This is a genomic window from Corallococcus terminator, from assembly GCF_049194865.1.
Classification (GTDB): Bacteria; Myxococcota; Myxococcia; order Myxococcales; family Myxococcaceae; genus Myxococcus; species Myxococcus terminator_A.
Genome location: NZ_JBLZWL010000143.1, coordinates 33008 through 56814, shown reverse-complemented (window position 1 = coordinate 56814; position 23807 = coordinate 33008). Strand labels below are relative to the sequence as shown.

Genomic DNA, 23807 nt, shown 5'->3' with positions numbered 1-23807 from the left:
GCTTCACCACCGTTGCTTCAACGTCTGACGCTCAGGAGATGCCCTTGCGCAGCCGCGCCCAGTCGAAGTTCGGGGCCGGGTCGTTCTTGCGGCCCTTGGGCACCGCCACGTCCGCGTGGCCGACGATGTTCTTCATCGGCACGTCGTACTTCTCCTTCAGGTGGCTGGTCAGCTCGGTGAGCGCCTTGTACTGCGCCTCCGTGAAGGCCGTCTTGCCGCTGCCGTCGTTGACGATTTCGATGCCGATGGAGCGCGCGTTCACGTCCGTGGGGACGCCGTGCAGCTCGCTCTTGCCCGCATGCCACGCGCGCTTGTCGTCACCGACGAGCTGATAAATCTTCCCGTCGCGGTCCACCATGTAGTGCGCGGACACGCCGCTGTTCGGGTTGCGCATCCACGACAGGTCGGCCTTGCCGTCGTTGGACGCGGTGTGGTGCATGACGATGGTGTCGATGTCCGCGCCGTTGCGGCTGTCGGAGTTGGGCGAGGGCGCGCTGATGACCGGCGGCTTGGCGCCCGGCTTCGTGGGCGTCGTCGGCGTCGTGGGCGTGCCCGCCAGCGCCTTCTTCAGCGCCGCCTGCGTCTGCTCGCCGTAATAGCCAGTCGTGGGCAGCTTCTTGTCGCCCTGGAACTTCTTCACCGCCGCTTCGGTCTGCGCGCCGAAGGTTCCCGGACCCGTGTTCACCTGCGCCTTGGTCAGGTAACCCAGCTTCACCAGCGCGTCCTGGAGCTGCTTCACCTTGGGGCCCGAGTCACCCTTGCGAAGGCCCGCGGGAGGCGCGGTGACGGCAGGCGTCGCGGCCGCCGCCTTGGTGGTGGTGGTGGTACGGGTCGCGGTGGACGGAGGAAGGCGCACGCTCATGAGAGGCCCCGACGTGTGGAATAGGGGAAAATCACGGGATTGTCGGTGCTCCAGGCTGAATGTTGCCGATCCAAAGCCTGGAACACCTTCCCCGTCTCTCAGGTAACACTCAGATAACAGTGGACCTGTGTGTGATCGCACGCTGACGGAATCGCTCTCTCACCCCATGAACGAATGCATAGAAAGTGGGAAGCACCAGCAGGGTGAACAAGGTGGAGGTCACCAGTCCGCCCACCATGACCACGGCGAGAGGCCGCTCGATTTCCGTCCCATTCAGAGGCAGCACGAGCAGCGGCAGCAGGCCGAGGATGGCCGTGGCCGCGGTCATCAGCTTGGGTCGGACGCGACCCAAGCTCGCCTGACGGATGGCCGCGTCGAAGGGCAGGCCGCGCGCGAGCAGGTCCTTGGTCTGTGAGACCAGCACCAGACCGTTCTGCACGGCGATGCCGAACAGGCCGATGAGCCCCACGAGGCTGGAGACGTTCCACGTCTCGCCGGCGATGAGCAGCGCGAGGATTCCGCCGACAAAGGCATCTGGCAGTGTGGCGAGAATGACGAGCGCCTCCGCCACCGAGTCCAGCGCCAGGTACAGCAGGATGAAGACCGCGAGGATGGCGATGGCGATGGCCATGGCCAGCGACTGCGCGGCGCGTTGCTGACTCTCCACGCGCCCGCCCACGTCGAGGAAGTAACCGGTGGGCAGCTTCAGCTCGGCGGCCAGTCGCTCGCGCACCTCGGCCGCGGTGCTGCCCAAGTCCCGGCCTGACACGCTGGCCTCCACCGCGAGTCGACGACTGCCGGCCTCGCGACGCACGCTGCCCGCGCCGAAGGTCTCCTCGATGGTCGCGAGCTGACTCAGGGGGATTCGCGTGCCGTCATGTCCGTCCACCAGGAGGTTGCGCAGCGCCTGGAGGTCTCCCCGCTTGTGGTCCGCCAGCCGCAGCACCAGGTCGTGCCGTCGCTGGCCCTTCCACACCTGCGAGGACTCCTCGCCCACCAATCCCACGCGCACCGCGCGGATGACGTCGCCGGGCGTGAGTCCCACCCTCGCCACCGCGGCGCGATTCACGGTGATGCGAAGCTGCGGCAGGCCGCTGAGCTTCTCCACCCGCAGGTCCTCCACGCCGTCCACCTTGGCGAGGATGGCGCGCGCCCGCTCTCCCAACGTGGCGAGCGTCTCCAGCTCCGGCCCGAAGATGCGCACGGACAGGTCCGCGGGACTGCCGCCCAGGCCCTCGTCGATGCGCATGCCCAGCGGCGTGGTGAAGAGCGTGGTGACGCCGGGCACTCGCGCCACGGCGACGCGCAGGTCCGCCTCCAGCTTCTCCAGGCTCCTGCCCCTGTCTTTCTTGAGCACGACGAGCACGTCCGACACCGTGTGAGGCATCGGGTCCTCCGTGCGCTCCGCGCGGCCGGTGCGCCGCACGACGTCTTCCACTTCCGGGAAGCCGAGCAGCACGTCCTCCACCAGGTGGTTGAGACGGTCCACCTCCTCGAGTGACGCCTCGGGGGGCAGCACCGTCTGGAGGAGGAAGGCGCCTTCGTCGAGGCGGGGCATGAAGTCACTGCCCACCGCGAAGGCAAGGCCCAGCGCCGGCACGGTGATGGCGAGCGCCACCAGTCGCACGAGGCCCGCCCTGCGCATGCAGGTGTCCAGCATCGGCGCGTAGGCCGACTTGAGCTTGCGGATGAGCCACACGTCCTCGGGCTGTCCCGGACGCGGGGCCTTGAGCAGCAGCGCGGAGGCCACGGGCACCAGCGTGAGCGCCAGCGCCAGCGACGCGGCCAGACACGCCACCACCGCGGCGGCGAGCGGCTGGTACATGCGCCCCTCGATGCCCGTCATGGCGAACAGCGGGATGAACACGGACACGACGATGAGGGTGGCGAAGGCGATGGGGCGCCCCACCTCCAGCGACGCGGCCAGCGCCTCGTCGCGCACGGACCTGCGGCCCGCGCCTTCTCGCAGGTCGTGGATGATGTTCTCGGTGACGATGATGGCCGCGTCCACCAACAGGCCCACGGCGATGGCGAGCCCGCCCAACGTCATGGTGTTGATGCCGATGCCAGCGGCCTTCAGGAGGATTCCCGCCAGGGCCAGCGACAGGGGCAGGGTGAGGGTGACGATGAGCGCGGCGCGCCAGTCTCCCAAGAGCGCGAACAGCACCAGCACCACCAGCAGCGCGCCCAGCAGGATGGCCCGGCTGACTCCGCCCAGCGCCTCGTCCACCAGCTCCGACTGGTCATAGACGACGCGCAGCTGCACGCCCTTGGGCATGGACTGCTCCAGCTCCTTGAGCGCCTCGCGCACGCCCGCCGCCACCCGCTGCGTGTCCGCGCCGAACTGCTTGATGACGCGGCAGCTCACCACCTCGCCCTTGAGGCGGTGCGCGATTCCCCGGCGCAGCGCGGGGCCCTCGCGCACGTCGGCCACGTCCGCCAGCAACACGGGCGTGCCCGCGCGCAGCGCCACCACCGTGCTGTTCAGGTCCTCCACCGTCTCCGCGCGTCCAATCGCTCGCACCGTCCACTCCATGGGGCCCTGCACCACGAAGCCGCCGGACGCGTTGAGGTTGGCGCCCTCCAGCGCGTGCTCCACCTCGTTGAGGCTGATGCCGCGCGCCACCATCTGGTCGGGGTCCAGCAGCACCTGGAACTGCCGCAGGTAGCCGCCCAGTCGCTCCACGCCCGCGACACCGGGCACGGCGAGCAGCCGGTTCTTCACCTCGAACTCGGCCAGATCTCGCAGCGCCATGAGGTCCGCCGCGCCGGGCTCCGCCTCGAGGGTGAACTCGAAGACTTCATTGAGCCGGCCGGTGAGGCTGGAGACGAGGGGCGCGTCCGTGCCGGGTGGCAGCTCGCCCTGGGCCTGGGCCACGCGCTCGGCGACGTACTGACGGCTGCGGAAGTAGTCCGCGTCCGGCTCGAACTCCACGGTGACTTGCGTGACGCCCAGCTGCGACGTGGAGCGGATGCGGCGCACGTCGGGCAGGCCCGCCAGCGCCACCTCCATGGGAATGGCCACCGCCGTCTCCAGCTCCTCCGCGCCCATGGCGGCGTTCTGGACGATGACGTTGAAGATGGGCGCGGACAGGTCCGGGAAGACGTCGCGGCGAAGCCCATGGAGCGCCACCGCGCCGAACGCGGACAGCGCCAGGGCCAGCACCACGGTGAGGCCGGGGCGCGCGAAGGAGGCGCGCAGCACGCGCGCCACCGGGGAAGACGCGGGCTCAGTGGCCATGTTCGGCACCTCCGCCGGCGGACTTCTCGACTTCCGCCTTGAGGAGGAAGGCGCCGTCCACCACCACCTGCTCGCCGACCTTCAAGCCGGAGAGCACCTCCACGTGGTCTCCCAGCGTGCGGCCTCGCCCCACCTCGCGCCGCTCGAAGGAGCCGCGCTCTCCGGTGGGCAGGAAGGCCACCCAGCCGTTCTCCAGTCGCTGGAGCGATGCGGCGGGCACGGTGGTGATGGTCCCATCCGGGCTGCCGAGCGGAATGGACGCGGTGGCGGACATGCCCGGCTTGAGCAGGCCCTCGCGGTTCTCCAGCACCAGCCGCACGGGGATGGTGCGCGAGGCGGCATCCACGCGCTGCCCCACGTGCCCCACCCGCGCGGTCAGCTCCTTGCCCGGGAAGGCGGCGAAGGTGACGCGCGCCTCGGCGTCCTTCTGGATGCGCACCGCGTCGCGCTCGAAGGCGTGGACGATGAGCCACAGCGAGCCCAAGTCGCCGATGCGGAAGAGGGGATGCTCGGCGTCCGCCATCTGCCCCATCCTCGCGTCACGCTCGATGACGGTGCCCTGGATGGGCGAGCGCAGGATGAAGCCCGGGGTGCCCGCGCCCTGACGCAAGTCCTCTTCGCTCGCGCCCAGGGCAGCCAGCTCCGCGCGGGCGGCGGCGACCTCCGCCTCGGCGCCCGCGGCCTCCACCTCCGCGGCCTGCACGTCCTTCTGCGCGACGATGCGCTCCGCGGCGAGCGCGCGCTTGCGCTCGGCCGTCTGCCTGGCGGCGGTGGCGCGGGCCTTCGAGGACTGGAGCGCGGCGCGGGCCTTGCCCAACTCGGGGCTGCGCAGCTCCGCCAGCTTCTCGCCCTCCTTCACCTCCTGGCCGGTGGTGACGAAGACGGTGCCCACCCGGGCGGAGATGGGAGACGCCACCTCCGCGTAGGCGTCCTCGCTGAACATCAGCTCGCCCAGCGCGGTGACGCTCTCGCCACCGGGCCTCGCCGACGCGGGCGCGGTGGTGACGCGCAAGTCACGCAGCATCTCCGGCGCGATGTGGACGTGGGACTCGTCGTGTCCCTCGTCATGTCCCTTGGGTTCGGCGCCTTCTTCGTGCGCGTGCTCGTCTTCGTGCGCCGGCTTCTCGGACTTGCAGGCGGACAGCAGGACGAGGGCGGACAGGAGGAGATGAGAGGGCTTCATGGCAGGACTCCTGTCTCGACGGCGAGCTGCACGCGAGCGAGCGCGGCCTGGAGGTGACTGTCGAGCAGCGCCACGCGCGTCTCGAGCGTTTCACGGCGGACGAGGAGCAACCCCGCGAGGTCCATCTCCCCGGCTTCGTAGGACCTGCGCGCCAGCGACTCGTTCTCGTCCAACAGCGGCAGGGCCTCGCGCTCCAGCACCTCCAGCGCCTGCTGACGCCGGGTGTCGCGGATGCGTGCGGCTTCCACCTGGGCGTCGCGCGTGCGGCGAGCGGCCTCCAACAGGGTGCGCAGCCGTCGCACGCGAGCCTCTCCCGTCACCTTCGCTTCCTGGCCCCGGGAGAACACGGGCAGCGGCACGCTGAGGGTGCCGAGCCACGCCGTCTCATCCACCTCCTTCTCGTAGCGTACGCCCACGCTCAGGTCGGGCAGTGCCTCCGTGCGTCCCAACCGCAGCTCCGCCTCGGCCTGGGCGACCGCCGATTCCAGGGCGCGGACATCCGCGCGCTCTGAGTCGCTGGTGGGCTTCGCCACCGGCAGGGAGGAGAGCTCCCGGAGCGCGCCACGCACCGCGAGGGGCTCCTGGAGGGGCAGGCCGAGCCAGGCGCGCAGCTCGCTGAGCAACGCCTCCTCCTCGCCTTCGGCCACGACGACGGCCGCATGGGCCCGGGCCTGCGCCACGCGCGCCACGTTGACGTCCACCACGGGCACGTCGCCCGCCTCGAAGCGCTTGCTCGCGGAGCTGGCCATGTTGCGCGCGGCCTCCTCCGTGTCGTGCATCAGCCGGGAGAACTCCCGGGCATACAGCGCGCGAAGGAATGACGCGGCCACTTCGCCGAGCACCCGCCGCTCGGCGTCCTGCTGTTCGGCGCCTTCCCGCGCGAGGCCCGCGCGCGCGGACTCCCTGCGGGCGCCCTGCTTGCCGCCCAGCTCGAAGGGCTGCGCGAGCCCGAGTGAGAGCTGCAGGCCTCGGGTGCCATCATCGAGCCTGCGCGGGCCCACTTCGGCGTTGAGGGTGGGGTTGCCACGCAGCCAGGGTGACGCGCCGGCGACGGCCCCCTGGGCCTCGGCGACGCGGCCCGCTGCGTCCAGCAACGCGGGAGCGCGCTCGCGGGCCAAAGCGAGCGCTTGTTGGAAGGACAGCTCGGAAGGTGAAGCGGTGCTGGCGCAGGGCCAGACCAGGGCGGCGGTGAGCCCAAGGGCCACCGTCGCGGAAGGATTGAACACGGAAGAAGACCTCGCGAAAGGGAAGCGAGCGTCAGACGCGAGGTGTCCCGGTATGACCGTGGACGCACCTCACCTGGAGTCGCTCGCGCGAAGAAACGGACGCAGCCTCAGGCGAGGAGGGCTTTGGGGACGTGGAGGATGTCGTCCAGGTCCGCGGAGGCAGGCGCATCTTCATCCTGAAGGACGAGACGCGGCCGAGGTGCTTCCAGGAGCAGCGAAGGAGGGGAGACGGGTGCGGCGATGGAGCGCACATGGCCGCAGCAGGTGCAGTCCGTGCAGTCCGGCGCGCACTGACCGCTCGCATCGTCATCCGGGCAACGCTGCGCGCACACGGTCTCCGTCGCGTCGGCGATGGCCATCCACAGGCCACCTTCCGTCGGGGCGAACAGCAACAGGCTGAGGCACAGCCAGATGCGTGTGAGCACGAAGCGGGCTTCTAGCATGACCCCGGACGGTGCGCACGTGGATGCACGCTCAGCGTGAACCAGGCACCGGATGAGGGAGTGCCTGCTCGTCCGCGAGGGCCGGCGGAGTGTCGTCCCGCCGGCTCTTCGTGAGTGTGCGTCAGGCGACGCGCACGGGCGCGGGCCGGCCCAGAATCAGCTCGGTGGAGAAGTAGCGCTCCATCCGGTCCGGGAACACCGTCACCACCTGCGCGCCGGGACCCAGTCGCCGCGAGGCCTCCACGGCCGCCACGTAGTTGAGGCCGGAGGACGGACCCACGGGGAAGCCTCGGCGGATGAGGGCGCGCGCGGTGCACATGGCCTCCTCGTCCGACACGTCCAGCTCCACGCGCCCCGGCATGTCCGAGTCGCGGTACAGCTTGGACATGCCGTCGACGACGCCGGGCACGCGCGGACTGAAGCTGCAACATTCGATGTCGCAGCCGAGCCCCGCGATGGGACGCGCGATGAAGGCCGTCACCGGACAGCCCGCTTCCGCGAACGCCTGGTACAGGCCCACCACCGTGCCGCCCGTGCCCACGCCGCTCACCACGCCGTGCACCAGCCCGCCCGGAATCTGGGAGAGGATCTCCTGCCCCGTCCACACGCGGTGCGCCTCGGCGTTGTCCGGGTTCTCGAACTGGCGGGGCGCGAAGGCCTTGCGCTCCCGGGCAATCTCCTCCGCCTTGGCGATGGCGCCACGCACGCCCTCCGCCCTCGGCACCAGCACCACGTCGCCGCCGTAGGCGCGGATGGTGAGGACGCGCTCGTCGGTGACCCCCTCGGGCATCACCGCGGTGAAGCGCACGCCCATCTGCGCGCTGGCCAGCGCGAGCGCGATGCTCGTCGAGCCGCTGGACGCCTCCACCACCTCGCCGCCGGGCTGCAGCTCGCCCAGGCGCCAGGCCTTCTCCAACATGTAGCGCGCGATGCGGTCCTTCGTGGAGCCACTGGGGTTGAGGAACTCCAGCTTGCACCAGATGGTGGGCCCCTCCGGGTCCAGCCGGACGGGGACGAGAGGCGTGGGAGCGATGGCCTGGAGAAAGCGGCCATCCGCGGGCAGCGGGCGACAGGGAGGGCGCATGAAGCCATCCCTATCGCGAATCGCCCCCGGCCGTTAGCGTCCCGCGCTTCTTCCTGGCGGACGGGGATTCCATGGGCTGTCCGCCCGGCCTGTAGGGAAGCACCCGGGGATGGCGATGAATGTGGCGCGGCCGGATTCCGGCGGGTACGAAGGAGCACCTCTGCCCCGTCCTACATGAGTCCTCCATCTCCGATCATCCTCAACGTCAATGATGATGTCGCCAGTCGCTATGTCACGAGCCGGGTGTTGGGGCTCGCGGGCTTCCAGGTGGTGGACGCCAGCTCCGGTGGCGAAGCCCTGGCCCTCGCGAACGAGCACACCGACCTGGCCATCCTGGACGTCCGGCTGCCGGACATCAGCGGGCTGGAAGTCTGTCGGCGCCTGAAGCGGGCCCCCCGCACCCGGGGCATGCTCGTCCTGCATCTCTCCGCACAGGCGGTGGGACCGGGCGACCGGGCGCACGGCCTGGAGCACGGCGCGGACGGCTACCTGGTGGCCCCGGTGGACCCCGAGGAGCTGGTCGCCCAGGTGCACGCCCTGCTGCGCCTGCGCCGCGCCGAGCGCGAGGTGCATGCGCTGTCGCAAGAGGTGGAGCGCCAGCGACGGTTGCTCGACATGGCCATGGCGTCCGCCGCGGACCCCATCGCGCTGTTTGATGCGACGGGACGTCTGCTGTTCGCCAACCAGGCGGCATATGCGGCGCGAGGCAGCCACGAGGTCCTCGTCTCGGGCGAGTCGCTGAGCGTGCGGGAGGCGAAGGACTCGTCGCTCGCGCCTTTCATCCGGCTGATGGAGGTGGCGCTGCGCACCGGACAGGTCCAGCGCGGCGGCGTCACCCTGTCGACGGACCAGGGGCCTCGGCACTTCGACTTCACGCTGTCCCCCACGCTGGACGGTGACGGCAAGGTGGCCGCGCTGATGGCGACCTCGAGGGATGTCACCGAGGAGCGCAGCGAAGAGGAGTTCCGCGAGCAGTTCATCGGGATGCTCGGGCATGACCTGCGCAATCCGCTCAACGCCATGTCCATGTCCGCGCAGCAGCTCAAGCGCAAGGGCAACCTGGACGAGCGCCAGTCCTCGCTCACCGAGCGCATCCTCACCAGCGCGGACCGCATGGACCGGATGATTCGCCAGCTGCTGGACTTCGCGCGCTCGCGCCTGGGCGGCGGAGTCCCGGTGGTGGCCTCGGACTGCGACGTCTTCGACGTGGCGCGTCGCACGCTGGAGGAGATGCGCGCCAGCCACCCCGGTCGGATGCTGGTGCTGGAGGTGGTGGGTGACGGGTGCGGCGCGTGGGATTTGGACCGGCTGGAGCAGGCGTTCAGCAACCTGCTGGCGAATGCGCTGAAGTACAGCCCTGTGGACAGTCCTGTGCGGATGTGGGGCGAGGCGAGCGAGCGGGAAGTGGTGCTGCGCGTCCACAACGGCGGGCCCCCGATTCCTCCGGAGGAGCTGCCGCACATCTTCACCGCATGGCGTCGAGGCTCGCGGGCCGTGCAGCACGAGGCGGCGGGGTACTCGGGGTTGGGGCTCGGTCTGTACATCACCCGACAGATTCTGCTCGCCCATGGCGGCGAGGTGACGGTGGAGTCCAGTGCGTCGGGTGGGACGACCTTCACGGTGCGGCTGCCCCGGTGATGATGACCAGCTGACGTTTGAAATGCGGAATGGGTCGCCGTTGCGGGGGGCCATTGCCACCTTTCCGTCATGTCGCCCGAGAAGCTCATCTTCGCGCAGTCCGTGGAGGCCCTCTTCGTGAGGGCCCTGGGTCCCTACCTGACGAAGGAGGGGCGCCAGCGCCTGAAGAGCGTGGGCCTGGATTTGTCGGAGCGGTTGCGGCCCGCCTACTCCCTGGAGCAGTGGCGTTCGTTCTTGCGGGTGGCTGTGCAGGACATCTTCCCGGCGCTGCCGGCGAAGGAGGCCTGGCTGGCGCTGGGGGCGCGTTATCTCCAGGGGTTCCGGCAGACACCGGTGGGGCGAGCCAGCCTGTCGCTCGTCACGCGCCTGGGGCCCATGCGGACCCTGGAGCGGGTGCCCTACAACGTGAGGGCCGGCAACAACTTCAACGAGGTGCGGGTGGAGGAGTCCGCCGAGGGCGCCGCCACGCTGTGGATGAAGGACGTGGCGGCGGACAACCCGTACTTCTCCGCGGGGTTCCTCGCGGAGTCGCTGCGCGTCGCGGGCGCTGGCCACGTGGAGGTGGAGCCCATCGCCTTCGACGGCACGGCGGCGACGTACCGCATCGTCTGGAACAGGATTGCCGCCGCGCCGATGGGTGAGGCCGCTCCCGCGCCGTGGGCGTGAAGCGCGCTTCGCTCAAGGCGTGAGGAAGGCCCGCAGGTGCTCCCGCTCGTTCTCCAGTGACGCGGTGGTCCACGCGCGCTGGAGTGAGGGCAGGGGCCACAGCTCCATGCGTTGAGGTGGCATCACGAGCGAGAGCTTGAGGGCCTCGCCCTGAACCGTGGCGAGCTCCGTCTGGAGCTTCGCGTCTTCAAGCAGGTCCGCGCCCTGCATCACCATGCGCAGTCCCACGCGATACTCCACGAGCATGCTCTCTTCGGAGAGGCGCTTGCCGATGGCCACCAGCGCGCGACCCAGTCGCTGGCGGTCCGGAGGCGGGAGCGTGTCCGAGAAGAGCGCGCGCTGGGTGAGGCGATGGGGGCCGGTGAGCGCCAGCAGGCCCATGATGGAGGAGAAGCCACTGGACTGAGGGAGGGGGACCTTCGCCAGCGTCAGGAGCCGCACGGCCTCGGTGTACATCGGGAGGGTGGCGGCGGCCCGGAAGTCCGGGAGGCTGGCGATGCGCTCCAGCTCGGTGAGCTCTTCCCTCGTGAGGGGCGCTCTCAAGTCTGTGTTCTCCAGTAGCAGGAGCAACCGGAGCTGCATCTCCTGGGGCGCTTCGGCGGCGAGCTGTTGGAGGCGGGGCTTGAGCGTGGTGCGAGCCTTCGCGAGTGCCTCGGGGTGCCTCGGGGCGGCGGTCATGAAGTGCTCGAACGCGGCGCGCAGGAGGACGGGGTCCTTCACGTCATCGAGGTGCGTGGCGAGCCACTCCAGGTCAGGGCCTTTGAACATGCCTCCGGAGAGCGCGAGGATGAGGCGGACCTCCGAGGACTCGGTGTGTTCCCAGGCGGCTTCGAGCTCGGGCTTGCCGTCACGGGACGACGAGGGGGGCCTGCGCAACAGCCGGCTCTCCGCGAAGTGGGGGCGCCCTGCCTGGACCCAGGCGTCAAGGAAGGCGTCGCGCCAATCGAGCTTCGGCTGACGGCGGCGTTGCTCCACGAGGGACGCGAGGATGGCGACCTCGGGCTCCCGCGCGGCGACCGCGCGAAGCCGCTTCAGGGACTGCTCCGCCTTGGGCAGCGCGCCTTGTTCCAGGAACAGGCACGTCTGGACGAAGAGGGCGCTCGCATTCTTGGGGGCCTCCTTGAGCGCCAGTGCGAGTTCCTTCTGTGCCTCCATCTCGTTCCCGGACCGGGCGTACTCGGACGCGCGTTGGATGCGCGTGGCGAGGGGTTCCGACCCGGCCTTCCCTGGAGGGGCGGCTCCGAGACTGAAGGCCGCGACGACAAGCCACGGGAGGATGGGCGTGCGCATGTCCCAAGCCTAGTGACAGTGCGGTCGCCTGGTCTGGGAGTACCCGAGCGGAGTGTGTGGGAGTCGCTGTTCCCCACCACGCGTGTGCGTTGACGCCCGCCTGTACCTGTGTTCAGTCTCCTGCTGGAGAGGTGCGCATGCCCCCGCAGATCAGTCTCGACTTCGCCGCCGAGTGCGAGGCGCACCCGGCACTGGCGAACTTCCACCCCGTGGTCCGCCGCTGGTTCGCCGAGCGACTCGGCGAGCCCACGCGTCCCCAGGTGGAGGGCTGGCCGCTCATCCAGGCCGGGCAGGACGTGCTCATCGCCGCGCCCACGGGCAGTGGCAAGACGCTCACCGCGTTCCTCGCCGCGCTCGACTCGCTGTTCCGGCTGGCGCTGGAACAGAAGCTGGAAGACCGAACGCAGGTGCTCTACGTCTCGCCCCTGAAGGCGCTGGGCAACGACGTGCAGAAGAACCTGCTCCAGCCGCTGGAGGAGCTGCTCTCACGAGCCCGCGCGGAGGGCTACACGCCGGGCGAGCTGCGCGTGCAGGTGCGCAGCGGTGACACCCCCGCCTCCGAGCGCGCGCGGATGGTTCGCCGCCCGCCGCACATCCTCATCACCACGCCGGAGTCGCTCTACCTCTACCTCACCGCCGAGCGCGCTCGCGCCACGCTGCGCGGCGTGCGCACCGTCATCGTCGACGAGATTCACGCGCTCGCACGAGACAAGCGGGGCAGTCACTTCACGCTGTCCATGGAGCGGCTGAAGGCGCTCACCGAGACGCGTCCGCAGCTCATCGGCCTGTCCGCGACGCAGAAGCCGCTGGACGCCATCGCGGGCTTCCTCACCGGCGCGTCCCATCGCGATTGCCGCAAGGTGGAGGTGGGCCACCTGCGCCCGTGGGACTTGAAGCTGGAGATCCCCGACGCGGAGCTGTCCTCGCTGGCGAGCCACGAGATGTGGGGCCAGGTCTACGACCGCCTCGTGGCGCTGGCGGGCGAGCACCGCACTACGCTCATCTTCGTCAACACGCGGAAGATGGCGGAGCGCGTGGCCCACGATTTGGGCGAGCGGCTGGGTGAAGGCCTGGTGGCGGCCCACCACGGCAGCATGTCGCGCGAAATCCGACTGGCCGCGGAGGAGAAGCTCAAGGACGGTCGGCTGCGCGTCATGGTGGCCACCGCGTCGCTGGAGCTCGGTATCGACGTGGGCAACGTGGACCTCGTCGTCCAGCTGGGCACCACGAAGGCCATCTCCGTGTTGCTCCAGCGCGTCGGCCGCGCGGGCCACCACAAGGCCGCCATCTCCAAGGGCATCATCTTCGCGATGACGCGCGACGAGCTGATGGAGTGCGCCGCGCTCCTCAACGCCGTGCGCGAGGGCGACCTGGACGCGGTCATCATCCCGCAGAAGCCGCTGGACGTGCTCGCGCAGCAAGTGGTGGCCGCGTGCGCGTGCGAGGAGTGGGACGAGCGCGCCCTCTTCAGCCTCTTCCAGCGTGCATACCCGTACCGCGACCTGACGTGGGAGGAGTACCAGGGCGTGCTGGAGGTGCTGTCGGAGGGCATCGCCGCCGGACGTGGTCGCGCGGGCATCCACCTGCACAGAGACCGGGTGAATCAGCGCCTCAAGGGCCGGCGCGGCGTGCGCATCACCGCGCTCACCAACGGCGGAGCCATCCCCGACACCTTCACCTTCAGCGTCACCGCCGAGCCGGAGGGCAAGGTGGTGGGCACCCTGGACGAGGACTTCGCGGTGGAGTCATCGCCCGGAGACGTCTTCCTCCTGGGCAGCACCGCGTGGCGGATTCAGCGGGTGATGGGCAGCACGGTGATGGTGGAGGACGCGCGCGGAGCGGCGCCCAACGTGCCCTTCTGGCGCGGTGAGGCACCGGGGCGCACGGACGAGCTGTCGCTCCAGGTGGGCCGGCTGCGCGACGAGCTGCTCACCCGTGAGGACTCGGCCAGCTTCCTGGAGAAGGAGCTGCGCATGCCGCCGCCCGCGGTGGATGCGCTGCTGGGCTACCTGCGGCTGGGCAAGAAGATGCTGGACGCTGTGCCCAGTAATCACCTGGTGGTGGCCGAGCGCTTCTTCGACGAAGCGGGCGGCATGCAGCTCATCATCCACGCGCCCTTCGGCAGCCGCATCAACCGCGCCTGGGGAATGGCGCTGCGCAAGCGCTTCTGCCGCTCGTTCGACTTCGAGCTGCAGGCAGCGGCGACGGAGGACGGCATCCTCCTGTCGCTGGGCGAGCAGCACTCCTTCCCGCTGGCGGACATCTTCGACTTCCTGCACCCGGACCACGTGGAAGAGGTGCTGGTGCAGGCGGTGCTCCAGTCGCCGCTGTTCGGCACGCGCTTCCGCTGGGTGGCCACACGGGCGCTGGCGCTCCACCGGATGATGGGGGGCAAGCGCGTGGCGCCCAACCTCCAGCGCGCGCGCAGCGAGGACCTGCTGGCCGCCGTCTTCCCGGCGCAGGTGGGCTGTCAGGACAACCACGGCGGTGGTGACGTCGAGCTGCCGGACCATCCGCTGGTGAAGCAGACGATGGACGACTGTCTGCACGAAGCCATGGACGTGGAGGGCCTGCGCGAGGTGCTCCGTCGCATGAAGGACGGCCGCATCCGCCTGGAGGCGCGCGACGTGCCGGAGCCGAGCGTCTTCGCGCACGCGATGATTCACAGCCAGCCGTACACCTTCCTGGATGACGCGCCAGCGGAGGAGCGCCGCGTGCGCAACGTGGCCCTGCGCCGCGCGCTGCCCGCCGAGGACGCGGCGGCCTTCGGCGCGCTGGACGCGACGGCCATCGCCACGGTGGTGGAGGACGCCGCGCCGCCGATGCGCGACGAGGATGAGCTGCACGACATGCTCCTCCAGTGGGTGCTGGTGCGAGACACCGAGGTGCCGAAGGGACTGGCGACGCCGCTGTTCGAGCAGGGCCGGGTGGCGTGGCTGGACCTGCCCGCCGGGCGCTTCCTCGTCGCGGCCGAGCGGGGCAGCGCGGTGCGGGTGCTGTTCCCGGACGGAGTGACGCAGCCGCCGTTGCCGGTGCTGGCGCATGACCGGCCGGTGGAGCGCGAGGCCGCGGTGCTCCAGGTGGTGCGGGGGCGGATGGAGAACGTGGGCCCCATCACGGTGGCGGAGCTGGCGCGCCTGTGCGTGCTGAGCGAGGACGAGGTCAACGCGGCGATGCATCAGCTGGAGATGCAGGGCACCGTGCTGCGGGGCCGCTTCCGTCCGCTGGAGACGCCGCTCGCGCCGGGAGAAGCGCTGCCGCTGGAGTGGTGCGACCGTCGTCTGCTCCAACGCATCCATCGGATGACGGTGGGGCGGCTGCGCCGGGAAATCGAGCCGCTGAGCGGGCGCGACTTCATGCGCTTCCTCTTCCGGTGGCACCACATGGAGGACGTGGACGCGCTGCGCGGCTCCACGGGACTCATGAAGGCGGTGCGGCTGCTCCAGGGCTACGAGGCACCGGCCTCCGCGTGGGAGCGCTTCCTCCTGCCCGCGCGCATGCGGGGCTACACGCCGGACATGCTGGAGCGCGCCTGCTACGCGGGTGAGGTGGCCTGGGGCCGGCTGACGATGAAGGACCAGCCGAAGCCCGTGGCGGGACCTCGTCGCGGCGCGCCCGTGCTACCGCCGGAGCCGGAGGTGCCCGCGCCCACTCGCTCGCGTGCCTCGCCCACGCGCAACGCGCCGCTGACCTTCACGTTGCGCGAGGACCTGGAGTGGATGCTCGCGGCGGCGCGGCCTCACGCGGTGCTCGCGGATGGGGACGTGTGGACGCCTCCGGACCTCAGCGTGGCCGCCAAGGACGTGGTGGCAGTGCTGGAGCGGCGGGGCGCGTGCTTCTTCCAGGACCTCGTGTCCCGCGCGCGACGGCTGCCGGCGGAAATCGAGGACGCGCTGTGGGAGCTGGTGGCGCGCGGCCTGGTGACGGCGGACGCGGTGCAGAACCTGCGCGTGCTCCAGAGCCCCGCGCACCGCAAGCGGCAGAAGCTGTTGCAGCGCGGTGGCCCGGGGCGCTGGAGCCTGCTGGCGCCCGCGGAGCCGAAGACGTCGGAAGAGGTGATGGACTCGCTGGCGCGCCTGTTCCTCCAGCGCTACGGCATCGTCTGGCGAGACTTGGTGATGCGCGAGGCGCTGGCGCCCACGTGGCGCGAGCTGCTGTTCGTCTACCGCCGCATGGAGGCGCGCGGCGAGGTGCGGGGTGGGCGCTTCGTGGCGGGCTTCGTCGGAGAGCAGTTCGCCCTACCGGAGGCGGTGGACATGGCGCGCGCGGTGCGGCGGCAGCCTCCTTCCGGCGTGCGCGTGCAGCTCTCCGGCGTGGACCCGCTCAACCTCACGGGTGTGGTGACGCCGGGGCCGCGCGTGCCCGCGATGCCGGGCAATGTCGTCACCTACGTGGACGGTGTGCCGGGCGGCGTGGACGCGCTGGAGGACGAGTCCGAGGAGAACGTTGGCGAGGACACGGAGGGCGGCGGCGGGGTCGCGCAAGCGAGCTGAGAATCCACGTCCACCTGGACTCGCGGTGCTAGGGTCCCCCCACTGTTTTCCAGGAGGGGGTTCTCTCGAATGCGTCGTCTATTGCTCGTTGGACTGTTGCTGCTCTCGGCCACGTCGTGTGACGAGTCTGGGGGTGGCGGGCCTGATGACTCCGGCACTGTCGCGGGGACGCTCACGCCGTTCCGCAGCAACGAGCAGTCTTCCGAGGGCGGTGTCTCCCGAGCCACCCGCCTTCCCTTCAGCAAGAGCGTGCTGGCGCGGCTGAAGGACCAGCTCCGTGGCGCGAAGACGCAGCAGGTGCGCCGCGCCGCGCTGGAGCAGACGGACCCGGGCCTGCCCATCATCCCCACGCCGCTGGGGCCGCCGCCGCTCGCGCGCATCCCCCAGGAAGACGCGACGATTCCCGGTGACGTCGTCGTCCGCTTCGAGGAAGGGGGCGTGTCCCCCGAGCGCGTGCTGTCCGCCACGGCGCTCCCTGGCTACCGCACGGTGCACAAGGGTTACGCGAGCGAGTACCTGCACCTGGTGGGCTTCGAGGCGGAGGACGGCCACGCGGTGTCGGCGGACGAGACGCGCGAGCTGGTGTCGAGGCTCGCGGCGGTGCCGGGCGTGCGCTACACGGACCGCAACCTGCGCATGTACAAGACGGCCGTCCCCGACGACAAGGGCTACGGCCTCCAGTGGCATTACCCCACCATCAACCTGCCGGCCGCGTGGGACATCGAGTCGGGCGCGGATGGCGTGGTGGTGGCGGTCATCGACACCGGCATCGTCTCGCACCCGGACCTCAACTCCCACGTGGTGCAGGGCTACGACATGATTGCCGACCCGACCAACGCGGGTGACGGCAACGGCCGCGACGCGAACCCGCTGGACGAAGGCGGCGATGAGCCGCAGGGGGGCTCGTCGTGGCATGGCTCGCACGTGGCGGGCACCGTGGCGGCGGTGACGAACAACGGCACCGGCGTCGCGGGTGTGGCCTGGAACGCGCAGATTCTCCCGGTGCGCGTGCTGGGCACCAAGGGTGGCAACAGCTTCGACATCGCGGCGGCCATCACCTGGGCTACGGGCGGGGACGTGCCCGGCATCACCCAGCGCCCGGCCAAGGCCGCCAAGGTGTTGAACATGAGCCTGGGTGGCAGCGCGCCGCCGCAGGCGCTCTACCAGGACGCCATCAACGCCGCCGTCGGTCGCGGCGCCATCATCGTCGTCGCCGCGGGCAACGAGAACGTGGACGCCTCCGGCAGCACGCCGTGCAACCAGGAGAACGTCATCTGCGTGGGGTCCACGGGCCTGTCGGGCCGGCGCAGCAGCTTCTCCAACTACGGCGCGCGCGTGGACGTGGTGGCCTCCGGCGGAGAGATGCGGGAGGACATCAACGGCGATGGGTACGCGGACGGCGTGCTGTCCACCGTGCTGGATGACAACCGGCAGCCCGCGTATCAGTTCTCCCAGGGCACCAGCATGGCGGCGCCGCATGTGGCCGGCGTGGTGGCGCTGCTGGCGGCGACCGCGGCCAAGCTGACCGCGGACCTCACGTCGACCCAGGCGGAGGCCGCGCTGAAGTCCACCGCGACGCCCATTCCCGCCTCGCAGTGCGCGGGCGGCTGTGGCGCGGGACTCATCAACGCGCAGGCGGCGCTGCGGCGCATCCAGAGCACGGACCCGGCGCTGGAGCCGCCGAAGCTGAGCGTGGCGACCACCACGCTCTTCTTCCGGCAGAGCGCGACGCAGCAGCTCACGCTGAGCAACGTGGGCGGCCGGCAGGGTGGAGACCTGGTGGTGACGGCCACCAAGTCGGGGCCCCAGGACTCGGCGGTGTCCTTCCCCGGGGGCAGCACCAAGACGGTGCCCGCGTACGGCTCGACGACGCTGGACGTGGCGGTGAACTCGGCGGGCCTGGCGGACGGGGACTACGTGGTGACGCTCAACCTCGCGGGCTCCGGCGCGGCCGGCTCCGCGACGGTGGCGCTGAAGATTGGCGTGGGGTCAGCGGACGACCTGGATGCGATTGTCGCCTTCGTCTGGCAGGACGCGGTGACGGGCGAGTGGGAGGCGGCCGATGAGGCCATCACCGTGGCGCGCGCGGCGCGCGGCTATGACTACTCCCTCAAGCTGGAGCCCAGGACCTACTACGTGCTGGCGACCATCGACGACGACGAGGACGGCGAGCTGTTCGAGGACGGAGAGCGCACGGGCTTCTGGCGCAACATCGACTCCTTCGAGCCCCTCGACGTGGAGACCGGTGCCTCCACGCCCAACGTCAGCTTCGACCTGCTCCCGCTGGCGCCCATCGACGATGACCCGACGCTGGACGTGGGCTCGCCCTGCACGGATGACTCCGACTGCGCGGGAGGCACGTGCAACACGAACTTCCCCGGTGGCTACTGCACCCTGGTGTGCAACACGACGGCGTGCCCCACGGGCTCCAAGTGCTACGTCGTGAATACGGCGGGCCTGAAGGTCTGTCTGGACAGCTGCTCGCGCGCGGTGGGCACCGGCCAGGGCGACTGCCGCTCGGGGTATCTCTGCTACAGCGACGGCACGGGCATCGGCGCATGTCAGCCGAGCTGCATCGGCTCGGGCATCAACTGCGCGCCTCCCGCGGTCTGCCGGGCTGACGGCTTCTGTCGCTGAGTCGCTGACCGAGGTGACGCCGGTTCCCGGTGAGCATGACTGGGGACCGCGTCGCGACGGACGCGCTCAAGCGGAAGCGCGAGCGCGTTCGAGCAGCACGGCGCGGCTGTCCACGTTGAGCACCTGGACGTCGCCGGGGAGGGTGGCGAGCGGAGTGACCCAGTGGGCATGGCCGCAGACCACCAACAGGCCCGCGCGCGTGCTCACACACTCCCGGATGACGGGACTGCCGCGAAGCCGCGTGCCCTCGACGTCCGGCCCTTGATGCAACACCAGCAGCTCCGGTGATTCGCGCAGCGTCGCGCCGAGCTGTCGCAGGTGCTCCGTCTCGTCGCGCCGGCCTGACTTGTCCGGGTTGCCGATGATGCCGCCCACGCCGCCTACGCGAAGGTCCTCCAGGTCCACCACCTCGCCGTCGAGCAGGTGGATGCCGGGGCGCTGCTGGAAGCGCGCTTGCTCGCGCGCGCCGCCGAACGTGTCGTGGTTGCCGGCCACACCCACCACCCAGCGGAAGTGCTCCGCGAAGGCCTGCCAGACGGCGCGCACGTCACCGGAGGCACCGCGCACGTTCGCGTTCGCCTCCGAGAACAAGTCCCCCGCGAGCACCACGCCGATGGTTCCCGGCAGCGGCAGCTCGCCCAGCTCTCCGAGGATGGCCAGCTCATCGGCGAGCACCTCTCCGAGCAGCGCCACCGCGCCGTCCTGGAGCGCATGAGGGGCCACACCCTGGAGGTCGGAGAGCACCAACAGCGCGGAGACTTCGTCCGGAAGCGAGTCCACCGTGCCGCGCAGCAGGGGAAACCACACGGTCTGCGTGCCGCCTCTCGGTGCGGCGGATTGATAAGGCCAACTGTGGCTCGGTACTTCGTCCAACGTCAGGATTCGCATGGCGCCCCGGTCGGCCGCCTCCCCACGTTCCTGACAGGGGCTCCCTCTGGTACGCGTTGGGATTTAGCCATTCCCTCCGCGCCCGGGTGAGGCCATGTTGGTCTCACCGTGTCCCTGCCGCAGCGACTCAAGACGGAAACCCGCCCCCACCACGAGCGCGCCGAGTCCGCCGTGCGCTTGCTGGAGCCTGGGCTGACGCTCGAGGGCTATCGCCGCCACCTGGAGGCGCTCCATGGCTTCCATTCCCCGGTGGAGGAGCGACTCATCACCGTGCTGGGCGCGGCGCTGCCTGGCTTGCTCATGCAGGAGCGGGTGAAGGTTGCGTGGCTGGAGGCGGACCTGCGCGCGCTTGGCCATGACACGCCATCGCTCGCGCGGCTGCCCAGCTGTCCGGAGCCACCGCCGCTGACGGGACTGCCCGAGGCGCTCGGTGGCTGCTACGTGCTGGAGGGCGCGACGCTCGGAGGCCAGCTCATCCTCCGGCACCTGCGCCGCCACTTCGAGGGCACCGCCGCGGGCGACTTCGTCTTCTTCCGCGCCTACGGCGACGACGTGGGGCCCCGGTGGCGCGGCTTTGGCGAAGTGCTCACGCGCGCATCCGTGGACGCGGCCGACCCTGCCTTTGACGACCGCGTGGTGAAGGGCGCCCAGGACACCTTCGACGCCTTCGAGCGCTGGCTCCGTCGCGCGCTGCCCTGAGCGGCGCTACAGGGACGGCAGGCCGCCGCGCAGCATGAAGTACACCACCACGCCCGTCACCGACACGTACACCCAGATGGGCGCCAGCCACCGCGTCACCTTGCGGTGCCGGGGGAACTGCTGGCGCCACGCGAAGTAGAAGGCCACCAACGCCAGGGGAACGACAGCCATGGACAGCAACACGTGGCTGGCCAGGATGCACAGGTACAGCCCTCGCCAGTCACCCACGTAGCGCGTGTTGCCGTGCACGTAGTGATAGGAGAGGTAGCAGACCAGGAACAGCGCCGACGCCGCGAAGGCCGCCACCATCAAATACTGATGCACGCGCCGCGCGCCGCGCTTGATGGCCACCCAGCCCGCGATGAGCAGCGCCGCCGCCGTCGCGTTCAGGCTCGCGTTGACGGCCGGAAGGAAGCGCAGATCCACGCCCTCCACTCCGTTGCGTCGGCCCATCAAAATCCACGCGATGAAGGCCAGCGCCGCCGCGGAGACGACACCGGTGAAGACATAAAAAGCCCGGTCGCTCACTCGGGGCTGAAGCGGTGCAGAGGTGGCGTTCGACATGCGCCCTATCTCCCGCGACACGTCCGCCGATGCAACCGACACAGTAGCGATACATTGCTGTGCCGACATGTCGGATGAAGGATTCTGTTAGGCCGGCTGGATCTTCTCCCGGTAATTCTTGCATACTCAGTTACGGTCGCCCCCGACCCCCCCCTCCACGGAGGTTCCCCGTGCTCCGCGAGCGTTGCCTCGCCATCCTGGCTGGCGCCGCCTTGTTCCTGGCTCTGCCAGCCTCCGCCGATGAGGCCGCTGTTTGCGCGCCCGTCGCGAAGGTCCGTCCCGAAAGACATCTGCGGCAGCTGACGCTCGACCTGCTCGGTCGGCCGCCCACTTGGGAGGAATACAAGGCAGTCCAGGCGAAGGGCTCGGTGTCCGAAGAGGACGTCCGCGCCATGATGAATGACGAGTTGTTCTACACGCGCGTGCGCAACTTCCATCGCGCGCTCCTCCGCTCGAACATCAGCGCCAGCATCTTCGACAACGGCAACTCGCGACTGGGCGGCAACGGCACCACCTCCGCATTCGGCTTCGCGAACAATCCGTCCACGGCGCTCAGAGGCGTCAACGGCCAGTCCTGCAACTCAGACATCGAGCAGAGCTCTTGCTTGACGACGATGCAGGACTCGCACGCCGCGCCGCTCACGGCGGTGGCTCGCACCAAATGCACGGACGACATGGGCGTGCCCATGCCGGTCAGCCACGACTACGACACCAACTTCTACAGCTGCCCGGAGCTGGCGGTCGCGACGGCCAACGCGGTGACGACCTGCGCCGAGCTGGCCGCCTTGCCCGCGTCCAGCACCTGGGGGAAGTACCGCTACTTCTGCGACAACCGCGGCGCCGCGGCGACCGTGAAGTCGTACCTGTGCCGGCCCGACCCGGCCAAGAACACCACCTCCGCGCTGACGGTGGAGACGACGGAGGCGAGCGGCCTCGTGGTGTCCTTCGACCATCCGGACCCGGCGTCCAAGCCGAGCCTCCTGACGCTCAAGCGCTGCACGCTGGACCTCAACCTCAACAACAACATCAAGGGCGCCTACGCCCCGGTGCGCGGCTGCATCCAGCGCGAGGGCTTCGTGACGAAGCCCGCCGGCTACTGGGCCCCCGAGGGCGCGCCGACGACGGTGAAGGTGTGCGCCGTCGAGGCCCAGGAGCGCGACCAGAACCCCTGGACGCGTGAGTCCTGTGAGACGGCCCGCTTCGCCAATGACCGCAGCTGCGGCTGCGGCGAGGGCATGCGCCGCTGCGGCGTGCCGGCCATCGGCGCGACGACGGACCCGCTCTATGTGCGCAACGTGCATGACATGCGCGTGACCGCCTTCAACGAGGAGCCGCTGCGCATCGCCGAGTCGGTCGTCCGCCGCGACGAGCCCTACTACAACATCCTCACCACGCGCCGCTCGTTCGTGAACGGCACCTTGTCCGAGTACTACCGGAAGCGTCAGGGTGTGGGCGTGTTCAGCGCCACCGCGCCGGCGGCGCTGGAGTCGATTCCCGCCATCGCCTACACCGATGCCGCGAACTGGAAGGAATACACCCGCGACGAGTCGCACTCCGGCGTGCTGACGACGCCCGGGTTCCTCTACCGGTTCCCGACGCACCGCGCCCGCGTCTCCGAGTTCTACGAGGCCTTCCTCTGCAAGACGTTCGTGCCGGGCTCGGAGGCCTCCCTGCCCGCGCCCGAGGACGCGTGCAACCGCGAGAACAACCTGGCCAAGCGCTGTGGCTGCAACTACTGCCACGCCACCATCGAGCCCACCGGCGCCCACTGGGGCCGCTACGCCGAGCGCTCCGCGCAGTTCCTGCCCGCGGACCAGTTCCCGCGACTCGACCCGAAGTGCCGCGACTGCGCCATCAACGGCGACACCAACTGCGGCGGCGAGTGCTCCCAGTACGTGATGCAGGCGTACGACGGAGACGGCGCCAGCAGCCTCGGCATGCTCAAGACGTATCTGTACCGCACGGCCGACGAGGAGCAGAACATCGAGGCGGGCCCGCGCCTGCTCGTCGAGCGCATGTACCAGTCCGGCGAGCTGGAGCGCTGCACGGTGAAGCGCGTGTGGAACGAGTTCCTGGGCCGTCCGATGACGGGCGAGGAGCAGCGGATGTACCTGGCGCCGCTGGCCAGTGACTTCGCGAAGAGTGGCCACCGCTTCAAGGCGCTCATCGAGCGCGTGGTGACCACCGACGCCTACCGGAGGATTGACTGATGCGCCGCGTGCTCCTGATTGCCGCGTTGCTCGCGCTGAGCGCCGGCTGCAACAAGTCCACCGAAGAGAAGCCCGGTCCCACCCTGGACGGGCAGCTCGAGCCTGTCGCCAACCCCCACCAGCCCGGGGACTTCGACCCGCTGCCGGACCCGGAAGAGCAGGGCGGTAGCGTGGGCCGTGCCCCGCGCCGGCTCACCGTCTCCCAGCTCGACGCCGCCATCCTGGAGGCCGTCGGCCGCCGCTGGGTGAACGGCGGCGACGGCATCGACGCGCGCGCCTCGTCGCTGGGCCGCGCCGACTTCGCCCTGGTCGCCAGCGAGAACACCGAGCCCAACCTCGTCTTCGCCAAGTTCCTGGAGGATGGCGCGCGCTTCGTGTGCATCGCCCAGGCCGCGGACGAGGTGAAGCAGGCGGATGCCTCCAAGCGGACGCTGTCGCGCACGCTGCCGGCCGCCTGGGATGACCTGCGCAAGCTGACGGATGCCCAGGTGCGAGAGTTCCTCGTCTACAACTCCCTCCGCTTCTGGGGTGCGCCCCTGGAGGGAGAGGAGCTGACGAAGTGGGTCGGGTTCTTCACCCAGGCCTCGGCCCGGGCGGAGACGGCCAGGCGGCGCGCGGATGCGTTGGCGGTGACGTGCATCGCCATGCTGACCGACGCGCGGTTCATCACCTACTGAAGCTCG

At 70.2% G+C, this 23807-nt stretch carries 16 protein-coding genes; 7 read left to right on the top strand and 9 right to left on the bottom strand.

All coding sequences use genetic code 11. The features are described 5' to 3' along the window. Nucleotides 1-31: 31 nt before the first annotated feature. The 6 genes from ACN469_RS42775 to ACN469_RS42750 form a co-directional block, all read right to left on the bottom strand. Entirely contained in the window at nucleotides 32-862 is an 831-nt protein-coding gene (locus tag ACN469_RS42775) for a peptidoglycan recognition protein family protein (protein WP_498778060.1), read from the bottom strand. Nucleotides 863-971: 109 nt separating this feature from the next. Next, nucleotides 972-4103 (bottom strand): efflux RND transporter permease subunit, encoded by a 3132-nt coding sequence (locus tag ACN469_RS42770; protein ID WP_498778058.1) that lies wholly within the window; start codon nucleotides 4101-4103, stop codon nucleotides 972-974. Beyond that, a complete protein-coding gene (locus tag ACN469_RS42765) occupies nucleotides 4093-5286 on the bottom strand; it encodes an efflux RND transporter periplasmic adaptor subunit (protein WP_498778056.1) in 1194 nt (397 codons plus the stop codon). The genes ACN469_RS42770 and ACN469_RS42765 overlap by 11 nt, the downstream gene beginning before the upstream one ends. Then, nucleotides 5283-6512 (bottom strand): TolC family protein, encoded by a 1230-nt coding sequence (locus ACN469_RS42760; protein ID WP_498778054.1) that lies wholly within the window; start codon nucleotides 6510-6512, stop codon nucleotides 5283-5285. The genes ACN469_RS42765 and ACN469_RS42760 overlap by 4 nt, the downstream gene beginning before the upstream one ends. 107 nt (nucleotides 6513-6619) lie before the next feature. Next, nucleotides 6620-6937: a hypothetical protein gene (locus ACN469_RS42755; protein ID WP_498778052.1), complete on the bottom strand. Its 318-nt coding sequence runs from the start codon at nucleotides 6935-6937 to the stop codon at nucleotides 6620-6622. 139 nt (nucleotides 6938-7076) lie between these two features. Further along, nucleotides 7077-8039: a PLP-dependent cysteine synthase family protein gene (locus ACN469_RS42750; protein ID WP_498778050.1), complete on the bottom strand. Its 963-nt coding sequence runs from the start codon at nucleotides 8037-8039 to the stop codon at nucleotides 7077-7079. 174 nt (nucleotides 8040-8213) lie between these two features. Here ACN469_RS42750 and ACN469_RS42745 point away from each other — a divergent pair, with 174 nt between their 5' ends. Together ACN469_RS42745 and ACN469_RS42740 are read left to right on the top strand one after the other, a co-directional pair. Further along, complete coding sequence (locus ACN469_RS42745; RefSeq protein ID WP_498778048.1) at nucleotides 8214-9677, top strand: sensor histidine kinase; 1464 nt, start codon at nucleotides 8214-8216, stop codon at nucleotides 9675-9677. Between the two features lie 69 nt (nucleotides 9678-9746). After that, nucleotides 9747-10343 carry a DUF2378 family protein gene (locus tag ACN469_RS42740; RefSeq protein ID WP_498778046.1) on the top strand — a complete coding sequence of 199 codons (597 nt, stop codon included), beginning with the start codon at nucleotides 9747-9749 and terminating at the stop codon, nucleotides 10341-10343. Nucleotides 10344-10355: 12 nt separating this feature from the next. On the opposite strand, the gene ACN469_RS42735 is transcribed toward ACN469_RS42740, so the two are convergent. Beyond that, nucleotides 10356-11633 carry a tetratricopeptide repeat protein gene (locus tag ACN469_RS42735; protein WP_498778044.1) on the bottom strand — a complete coding sequence of 426 codons (1278 nt, stop codon included), beginning with the start codon at nucleotides 11631-11633 and terminating at the stop codon, nucleotides 10356-10358. Between the two features lie 137 nt (nucleotides 11634-11770). Between ACN469_RS42735 and ACN469_RS42730 the strand changes: the two genes are divergently transcribed. Next, complete coding sequence (locus tag ACN469_RS42730) at nucleotides 11771-16126, top strand: DEAD/DEAH box helicase (RefSeq protein WP_498778042.1); 4356 nt, start codon at nucleotides 11771-11773, stop codon at nucleotides 16124-16126. A gap of 69 nt (nucleotides 16127-16195) precedes the next feature. Then, nucleotides 16196-18763 (top strand): S8 family peptidase, encoded by a 2568-nt coding sequence (locus ACN469_RS42725; protein ID WP_498778040.1) that lies wholly within the window; start codon nucleotides 16196-16198, stop codon nucleotides 18761-18763. A 66-nt stretch (nucleotides 18764-18829) separates the two neighbouring features. Here the strand turns inward: ACN469_RS42725 and ACN469_RS42720 are convergent, their stop codons facing one another. Beyond that, on the bottom strand, nucleotides 18830-19570 hold the full coding sequence (locus ACN469_RS42720) for a metallophosphoesterase family protein (RefSeq protein ID WP_498778038.1): 741 nt from the start codon (nucleotides 19568-19570) through the stop codon (nucleotides 18830-18832). A gap of 189 nt (nucleotides 19571-19759) precedes the next feature. Here ACN469_RS42720 and ACN469_RS42715 point away from each other — a divergent pair, with 189 nt between their 5' ends. Then, nucleotides 19760-20350: a biliverdin-producing heme oxygenase gene (locus tag ACN469_RS42715; RefSeq protein ID WP_498778036.1), complete on the top strand. Its 591-nt coding sequence runs from the start codon at nucleotides 19760-19762 to the stop codon at nucleotides 20348-20350. Nucleotides 20351-20356: 6 nt separating this feature from the next. Here ACN469_RS42715 and ACN469_RS42710 read toward each other — a convergent pair whose 3' ends face one another. Then, a complete protein-coding gene (locus ACN469_RS42710; RefSeq protein WP_498778035.1) occupies nucleotides 20357-20914 on the bottom strand; it encodes a DUF420 domain-containing protein in 558 nt (185 codons plus the stop codon). Nucleotides 20915-21084: 170 nt separating this feature from the next. On the opposite strand from ACN469_RS42710, the gene ACN469_RS42705 reads away from it, so the two are divergent. Then, a complete protein-coding gene (locus ACN469_RS42705; protein ID WP_498778033.1) occupies nucleotides 21085-23124 on the top strand; it encodes a DUF1585 domain-containing protein in 2040 nt (679 codons plus the stop codon). Beyond that, a complete protein-coding gene (locus tag ACN469_RS42700; RefSeq protein ID WP_498778031.1) occupies nucleotides 23124-23801 on the top strand; it encodes a hypothetical protein in 678 nt (225 codons plus the stop codon). The genes ACN469_RS42705 and ACN469_RS42700 overlap by 1 nt, the downstream gene beginning before the upstream one ends. Nucleotides 23802-23807: the final 6 nt, after the last annotated feature.

Excerpts from the sequence above, each read along its gene's own strand:
- ACN469_RS42775 (WP_498778060.1), bottom strand. The coding sequence starts at position 862 with ATGAGCGTGCGCCTTCCTCCGTCCACCGCGACCCGTACCACCACCACC.
- ACN469_RS42765 (WP_498778056.1), bottom strand. The coding sequence starts at position 5,286 with ATGAAGCCCTCTCATCTCCTCCTGTCCGCCCTCGTCCTGCTGTCCGCC.
- ACN469_RS42745 (WP_498778048.1), top strand. The coding sequence starts at position 8,214 with ATGAGTCCTCCATCTCCGATCATCCTCAACGTCAATGATGATGTCGCC.
- ACN469_RS42735 (WP_498778044.1), bottom strand. The coding sequence starts at position 11,633 with ATGCGCACGCCCATCCTCCCGTGGCTTGTCGTCGCGGCCTTCAGTCTC.
- ACN469_RS42740 (WP_498778046.1), top strand. The coding sequence starts at position 9,747 with ATGTCGCCCGAGAAGCTCATCTTCGCGCAGTCCGTGGAGGCCCTCTTC.
- ACN469_RS42725 (WP_498778040.1), top strand. The coding sequence starts at position 16,196 with ATGCGTCGTCTATTGCTCGTTGGACTGTTGCTGCTCTCGGCCACGTCG.
- ACN469_RS42710 (WP_498778035.1), bottom strand. The coding sequence starts at position 20,914 with ATGTCGAACGCCACCTCTGCACCGCTTCAGCCCCGAGTGAGCGACCGG.
- ACN469_RS42700 (WP_498778031.1), top strand. The coding sequence starts at position 23,124 with ATGCGCCGCGTGCTCCTGATTGCCGCGTTGCTCGCGCTGAGCGCCGGC.
- ACN469_RS42730 (WP_498778042.1), top strand. The coding sequence starts at position 11,771 with ATGCCCCCGCAGATCAGTCTCGACTTCGCCGCCGAGTGCGAGGCGCAC.
- ACN469_RS42770 (WP_498778058.1), bottom strand. The coding sequence starts at position 4,103 with ATGGCCACTGAGCCCGCGTCTTCCCCGGTGGCGCGCGTGCTGCGCGCC.
- ACN469_RS42750 (WP_498778050.1), bottom strand. The coding sequence starts at position 8,039 with ATGCGCCCTCCCTGTCGCCCGCTGCCCGCGGATGGCCGCTTTCTCCAG.